At 71.0% G+C, this 6264-nt stretch carries 7 protein-coding genes; 5 read left to right on the forward strand and 2 right to left on the reverse strand.

Annotation, left to right across the window (positions count from 1 at the left end; genetic code table 11):
- Window positions 1-51 precede the first annotated feature (51 nt).
- From gmd to DJ010_RS20335, 4 genes are read left to right on the forward strand one after another with little or no spacing between them, the layout of a single operon-like run.
- Complete coding sequence (gmd, locus tag DJ010_RS20320; RefSeq protein ID WP_109697251.1) at window positions 52-1029, forward strand: GDP-mannose 4,6-dehydratase; 978 nt, start codon at window positions 52-54, stop codon at window positions 1027-1029.
- Window positions 1029-2102 carry a sulfotransferase family protein gene (locus DJ010_RS20325; RefSeq protein ID WP_109697196.1) on the forward strand — a complete coding sequence of 358 codons (1074 nt, stop codon included), beginning with the start codon at window positions 1029-1031 and terminating at the stop codon, window positions 2100-2102. Before gmd ends, DJ010_RS20325 begins: the two co-directional genes overlap by 1 nt.
- 33 nt (window positions 2103-2135) lie before the next feature.
- Window positions 2136-3026 carry an FkbM family methyltransferase gene (locus DJ010_RS20330; RefSeq protein ID WP_109697198.1) on the forward strand — a complete coding sequence of 297 codons (891 nt, stop codon included), beginning with the start codon at window positions 2136-2138 and terminating at the stop codon, window positions 3024-3026.
- 9 nt (window positions 3027-3035) lie between these two features.
- Complete coding sequence (locus DJ010_RS20335) at window positions 3036-3254, forward strand: hypothetical protein (RefSeq protein WP_109697200.1); 219 nt, start codon at window positions 3036-3038, stop codon at window positions 3252-3254.
- A 6-nt stretch (window positions 3255-3260) separates the two neighbouring features.
- Here the strand turns inward: DJ010_RS20335 and DJ010_RS20340 are convergent, their stop codons facing one another.
- Both DJ010_RS20340 and DJ010_RS20345 read right to left on the reverse strand, forming a co-directional pair.
- Window positions 3261-3443, reverse strand: coding sequence for a hypothetical protein (locus DJ010_RS20340; RefSeq protein WP_109697202.1), 183 nt, complete (start codon window positions 3441-3443; stop codon window positions 3261-3263).
- A gap of 40 nt (window positions 3444-3483) precedes the next feature.
- Entirely contained in the window at window positions 3484-4422 is a 939-nt protein-coding gene (locus DJ010_RS20345) for an alpha/beta fold hydrolase (RefSeq protein WP_158283081.1), read from the reverse strand.
- A gap of 665 nt (window positions 4423-5087) precedes the next feature.
- On the opposite strand from DJ010_RS20345, the gene DJ010_RS20350 reads away from it, so the two are divergent.
- On the forward strand, window positions 5088-6264 hold a 1177-nt coding region (locus DJ010_RS20350), incomplete at its 3' end, for an HNH endonuclease signature motif containing protein (protein WP_109697206.1).

The following is a 6264-nucleotide window of genomic DNA, read 5'->3' on the forward strand; positions in this document are numbered from 1 at the left end:
ATCTACGGACTTGGAGCGCCCAGAGACTAACGGCCATATACGGTGACCCGCGTGACGAAGCGTGCACTCATCACCGGCATCACCGGTCAGGACGGCTCCTACCTCGCGGAGCTGTTGCTCGAGAAGGGCTACGAGGTGCACGGTCTGGTGCGCCGGGCCTCGACGATCAACCGGGGCCGGATCGACCACCTGCACCAGAACTCGTCGCTCCACCTGCACTACGGCGACCTCACCGACGGCGTCAGCCTGGTCAACCTGATCCGGGAGATCACGCCGCACGAGGTCTACAACCTCGGCGCGCAGAGCCACGTGAAGGTCTCCTTCGAGATGCCGGAGTACACCGCGTCGACGGACGCCACCGGCACCCTGCGCCTGCTGGAGGCGATCCGCGCCGCGAAGATCGACTGCCGCTTCTACCAGGCGTCGACGTCGGAGATGTTCGGCGCGACCCCGCCGCCGCAGGCCGAGAACACGACGTTCTACCCGCGCTCGCCGTACGGCGCCGCCAAGCTCTACGCGCACTGGGTGACGGTCAACTACCGCGAGGCCTACGACCTGTTCGCCGTCTCCGGGATCCTCTTCAACCACGAGTCCCCGCGCCGGGGCGAGAGCTTCGTGACCCGCAAGATCACGCTGGGCGTGGCCTCGATCAAGCTCGGCGTCACCGACCACCTCACGCTCGGCAACCTCGACGCGATCCGCGACTGGGGCTATGCCAAGGAGTACGTCGAGGGCATGTGGCGGATGCTCCAGCACGACGAGCCGCAGGACTACGTGCTCGCGACCGGGATCGGCACCACGGTGCGCGAGTTCTGCGACTACGCGTTCAAGCACGCGGGACTCAACTGGGAGGACCACGTCCGCTACAACGAGTCCTACGAGAGGCCGACCGAGGTCGACGCGCTCATCGGCGACGCCTCCAAGGCCCGCGAGGTCCTCGGCTGGAAGCCCGACACCGACGCCGAGGCGCTGGCGAGGCTGATGGTCGACGCGGACCACGAGCAGATGTCCAGGTTGCTCGGACGCTGATGACTGTCCTCGCCCGCTTCCCCCGGGAGGGCCGCGACGAGCTGGTCTCGTTGCAGTGCGACCTCTGCGTGCCGCCGGTGATCTCCTGCAGCACGCTGCCGGAGATGCGCAAGCTCGGTTGGTTGATGGTCGCCGACGGTCAGCCGCTCGACGTGTGCCCGTGGTGCGACCTCAGCGTCGCGCGCAAGGACCGGGTGCCACGCGGGGATCGCACGACGGTGCCGCCCGACCCGGCCCGGCTGCCGAACCTGGTCGTCGTCGGTGCCGCGAAGGCCGGCTCGACCAGCCTCCACAACTACCTGGCCCTCCACCCCGAGATCTCGATGTCGGAGGACAAGGAGGTCCGGTTCTTCACCGACCCCGACCATCTGTCGTGGGTCAGTCGCTACCAGGAGTACTTCGCCCCCGGCACCGCCTACCGCGGCGAGTCGACCCCGCAGTACACCAAGTGGCCCACGTTCCCCGGCGTCGTCGACCGGATGGCCGACCTGGTGCCGGACGCGCGGCTGATCTACCTCGTGCGCGACCCGATCGAGCGGACGGTCGCGGAGTACGTCGAGGAGGCCACCTGGGGCGTCATCACCGAGGACATCGAGGCGGCGCTCTCCGACGTCGAGGAGCCGCACAACCGGATCGTCGCTCCCAGCCGCTACGCCACCCAGCTGCGCGAGATCTACCGCCGCTTCGACCCGAGCCGGGTGCTGGTGGTCGACCTGGGCGACCTGCGCGACCAGCCTGCGGTGACGATGCGGCGGATCTTCGACTTCCTCGGGCTCGAGCAGATCGAGCTCGACGAGGAGGCGCTGCGGCCGCGCAACTCGTACGGCGACAAGGGCGTCCTGCCCGGTTGGTACCGCGCGCTCCGCCGCCCGGCGCTGATCCGGCTCGCCCACAAGCTCCCCACCGAGCAGCTGTGGCGGCTGCGCTCGTTCGTCTTCCGCCGGGTCAGCAAGCCCGTCGACCGGCCCGAGCCCAGCGCGGACGCGCTGGAACGGCTGCGGAAGGTGCTCGGCCCCGAGGCCGAGGACCTGCGTGCCCTCACCGGACAGGAGTTCGCGGGATGGTCTGTCTGACTGAGACCCCGAACGTGGCCTAAGGTGCAGCCCGTGCCGAGACTTCGTGACCTCCCGACGAGCGTCCGCGCCCACCTCGGGTGGTGGGTCCGCGACCGCTTCCCGAACCGCAAGGTGGTGCGGGAGGTCCAGGGCGTGAAGATGGTGCTGCCCTGGCCGCACCGGCTCCCGGACTACGCCGGCGACGGCCCCTACGGCCAGAACCTCGTGCAGCTGGCCGCAGCCCTCTCCACGTCGTCCGCCCCGGTGACCGTGCTCGACGTCGGCGCCAACGTCGGCGACTCCGCGCTGCAGATCCTGGACGCGACCGACGCCCAGATCCTCTGCGTCGAGGCCGACCCCTACTTCCTGGAGTACCTCCACCTCAACGTCGACGACGACCCGCGGGTCGCCGTGGTCGAGGCGCTGCTGACCCCGGACCCCAGCACAGAGGCGACCACCGCCGTACGCACCGGCGGGACGACGCGCTTCGCCGAGGGCGAGGTCGGCGACGCGCTCCCGACGATCACCCCCGAGGCACTGCGCGAGAAGTACCCGTCGTTCTCCGACCTGCGCCTCATCAAGAGCGACACCGACGGCTACGACGTCGAGCTGGTGCCCGCCATCACCGAGGCGTGGGGCGGCACCCGCCCGGTGCTGTTCTTCGAGTACGACCACCGCCTGTCCCGCCTCGCCGGCAACGACCCGCTCGCGGTCTGGCCGCGCCTGGAGAAGCTCGGCTACCACGACGTCGCCGTGTGGGACAACGGCGGCCGGCCGCTCGGCCGCACCACCGTCGACGAGATCGGCGGCCTCACCGCGCCGCTCGAGGAGCGGGTCGGGGTCAAGGCCCAGAACTACTGGGACGTCGCCGTCGTCCACGAGGACGACGCCGCCGGTCTCGTCGCGATCGAGCAGCTCGTTCCCGCTGCCCAGCGCCTCTAGGGGTTCACCATGACCGAGCTGCCCGACCACCAGCCGCCCTCCGTCCCGCGGCTGTGGGTCGCGCTCGCGGTCGTCTGGCTCGCCGTCCCTCTGACCGGCATCGTGGTCGGTGCGCTCACCGAGCCGCTCTCGAGCGGCTGGTGGTACGGGCTCATCGGCCTCGGCCTCGCCGCCGGCAGCATCGTGCTCTGGCGCTGGATCTCGCTCCAGCAGCCGCCGGAGGGCTGAGCCCCGTCAGGGACCGGGCGTCTGGGTGCTGTCGCGCCGGGTGCCCTCGGGGTCGTCGATCCGCTCGTCGGACTCCTCGAGGATGGCCTCGGCCTGGGCCTCGGGGTCGTCGCTCCCGGCGCGGGACTCCTCCGGGAGCAGCTCGGCGCGGCTTTCGATGCGCTTGTCGTCCTCGGGTGATCGGGTCATGCGTACGTCGTACCCGCTCGGGCGCGGCGTAGCCGCCCGCTCAGGCGGCGGCGGCGCTCTCGTGCCAGGCGTCGAAGAGGCGGAGGTAGCTCTCGGGGTCCTCGAGCATCAGCGCGTGCCGCCGGTCGTCGAGGACGTGGCCCTCCCAGTCGGGCCGAGCCGCCAGGACCGACCGCAGGACTCTCGCCGGCACCAGCGCGTCCTGGGTGCCGCCGAGGACCAGCGTCGGCGCCTGCACCTTGCGCACCGCGCGCCAGCTGCGGCGCGGGTCGGCCCACATGGTCGAGATGGAGCAGGTCGCGGCGAGCAGGGCCCGTCGGCGGTCAACCCCCTCGATGTCCTCGGCGAAGTCCGCCGCCATCAGGTCGAGCACGGCGGGGTCCACGCCGTCGGGGTCGGGGAAGATGAGCTTGAGCAGCGCCCGGTTGCGGCGCTCGTCGAGCGCCGGGCCGGCCAGCCCCACGAGGCCCAGCGCGAGCGCGGTCAGCGAGGAGATCGCGATCGGCAGCATCCCCTCGATCGTCGCCCGGCTCGGGTTGAGGAAGCCGAGCGGCGTGCGGGGCGGGAGGCCGGGGGAGACCAGCACCAGGCTGTCGATCCGCTCCGGGTGGTACGCCGCGAGCAGGGTGCCGATCAGCCCGCCCATCGAGTTGCCGTGCAGCGTGAACGAGTCCCAGCCGAGACTGTCGGCGACCGCGAGGACGAAGTCGACGTACCCCCGGATCGTGAGCGGGTCGTCGTCGGTGACCGGCGTCCGGCCGAAGCCGGGGAGGTCGACGGCGACGACGGGGCCGTACTCGGCGAGCCCCTCGATCACCTCGATCCACGTGACCGACGACCCACCGAGACCGTGCACCAGCAGCTGTGGCGCCCTGCTGGACCGGCGTCGCCCCGCCGCCTCGAGGACCCGGACCTGCCGCCCGTCGACGTCGAGGAACGTGTCGGTGACCGACGGCCAGTCGGCCAAGCGCGTGCTCATCCCGCCACAGTGCCCGTCCTCGCCCCGAACATCCTCCCCACACGCGGCGTGTCGGCGGATCGGCTTCGGCGCTCGGTCGTCGGGCGTGCCCCCCTCGGTCATCGAGTAGCCCGAGCCTTCCGGTCGTCGAGTAGGCCGAGCGCTCTGGCGCGAGGGCGTATCGAGACGCGGTGAGATCCCTGCGGCCTTCGGGCTGTGGGCGGTTGCGACCGAAAGGCTTTGGACGGAGGGAGGGGGTGCGGGGGTGCGCGCCGCTGCCGGCATACCGCCCTCTGGCGCCCTTCGGTCGTCGAGTAGGCCGAGCGCTCTGGCGCGAGGCCGTATCGAGACGCGGCGCGATGCCCGCGGCCGTGCGGGTCGTGGGCGGTGGCGACCGAAAAGGCTTTGGACGGAGGGAGGGGCGGGTGGTTGCGCGCCGCCGCCAGCCTGCGGGTCGTCCTCGGTGGTCGAGTAGGCCGAGCGCTCTGGCGCGAGGACGTATCGAGACCCCGCAAGCCAAGAAACCGCCGTACTTTCGGGTAATCCGCCGCGTTCAGTACTTCCATCTTGAGTCGAACTGGTGTACGATCGACGTACGTCGAACCCCTCGACCAGCCGTCCACGAGACTCAGATCTAGGACACCCCGGCACCAGGCCACCGGACCCGTAGCAGCCTGGGAGTCCGGATGAGCGAGCACACCGCCCTTCATCCGATCCGTGCTGCCGCCGCGACCGCGAAGGCCGCGTTCAAGGACGTCCGCGACGTCCAGCCGGTGTTCATGTCCCCGGCCGACCAGGAAGCAGCGGTCCGCGAGCTCGCCGAGCTCGAGGCGATCGTGGCCGAGGCACGGCTACGGGTGGTGGCAGCAGCCCAGGACACTGCGTCGCGTTCCGGTGCCCGCGACCTCGGCGCCTGGCTCTCGACCCTGACGTTGACCGACTTCAACCACGGCCGTGCCGATGCCCGCCTGGCCGAAGCACTGGACCGCAGGTGGGCGAAGGTCGCCGCCGGCATGGCCGACGGATCCGTGTCCACAGACCAAGCACAAGTCGTCGTGCACGCGCTCGATGCGTTGCCCAAGGACCTCGACCCCGAGCTCGTCGCGAAGGCAGAGCAGCAGCTGGTCGACTACTGCAAGGAGTTCCGTCCCCGCGACCTCCGCAGGCTCGGGCGGCGGATCCTGGAGATCGTGGCCCCCGACATCGCCGAGGCCGAGGAAGCCAAACGCCTCGAGGACGAAGAGCGCCGGGCGCGGGAGAAGTGCCGCCTGGTGTTCAAACCGATCGGGGACGGCACCACCCGCCTCACCGGCGTCCTGCCCGACCTGGACGCCCACCGTCTGCGCACCTACCTCGACGCCTTCACCAGCCCTAGGAAGGCCGAGCACGCTGCGGGTGGGGAGGAGGACCGGATCCCCTACCCCCGCCGCCTCGGCCACGCCTTCTGCGCACTCCTGGAGCACCTCGACCCCAACAACCTCCCGGCCCACGGGGGTGACACCACCACCCTGCTCGTCACCATCCCCTTGGAGTCACTGCGCAACGAGCTGGGCACCGGCACCGTGGTCGGCGGCGAACCCCTCTCCGCCGCTGCGGTCCGCCGGTTGGCGTGCACCGCCGGGATCATCCCGGTCGTCCTCGGCGGCAAGAGCGAGGTCCTCGACCTCGGCCGCACCCGCCGACTGTTCTCACCCGCCCAACGCAAAGCGATGAGACTCCGGGACCAGCACTGCCGCGCCGAGGGCTGCACCATCCCCGCCGGCTGGTGCGAAGCCCACCACCTCGACCCATGGGCCAACGGCGGCAACACCGACCTCGACCGCGGCGTGCTCCTCTGCTCCTGGCACCACCACCGCGCCCACG

This window comes from Nocardioides silvaticus, from assembly GCF_003160695.1.
Taxonomy (GTDB): domain Bacteria; phylum Actinomycetota; class Actinomycetes; order Propionibacteriales; family Nocardioidaceae; genus Nocardioides; species Nocardioides silvaticus.

Excerpts from the sequence above, each read along its gene's own strand:
- DJ010_RS20325 (WP_109697196.1), top strand. The coding sequence starts at position 1,029 with ATGACTGTCCTCGCCCGCTTCCCCCGGGAGGGCCGCGACGAGCTGGTC.
- DJ010_RS20335 (WP_109697200.1), top strand. The coding sequence starts at position 3,036 with ATGACCGAGCTGCCCGACCACCAGCCGCCCTCCGTCCCGCGGCTGTGG.
- DJ010_RS20340 (WP_109697202.1), bottom strand. The coding sequence starts at position 3,443 with ATGACCCGATCACCCGAGGACGACAAGCGCATCGAAAGCCGCGCCGAG.
- DJ010_RS20345 (WP_158283081.1), bottom strand. The coding sequence starts at position 4,422 with ATGAGCACGCGCTTGGCCGACTGGCCGTCGGTCACCGACACGTTCCTC.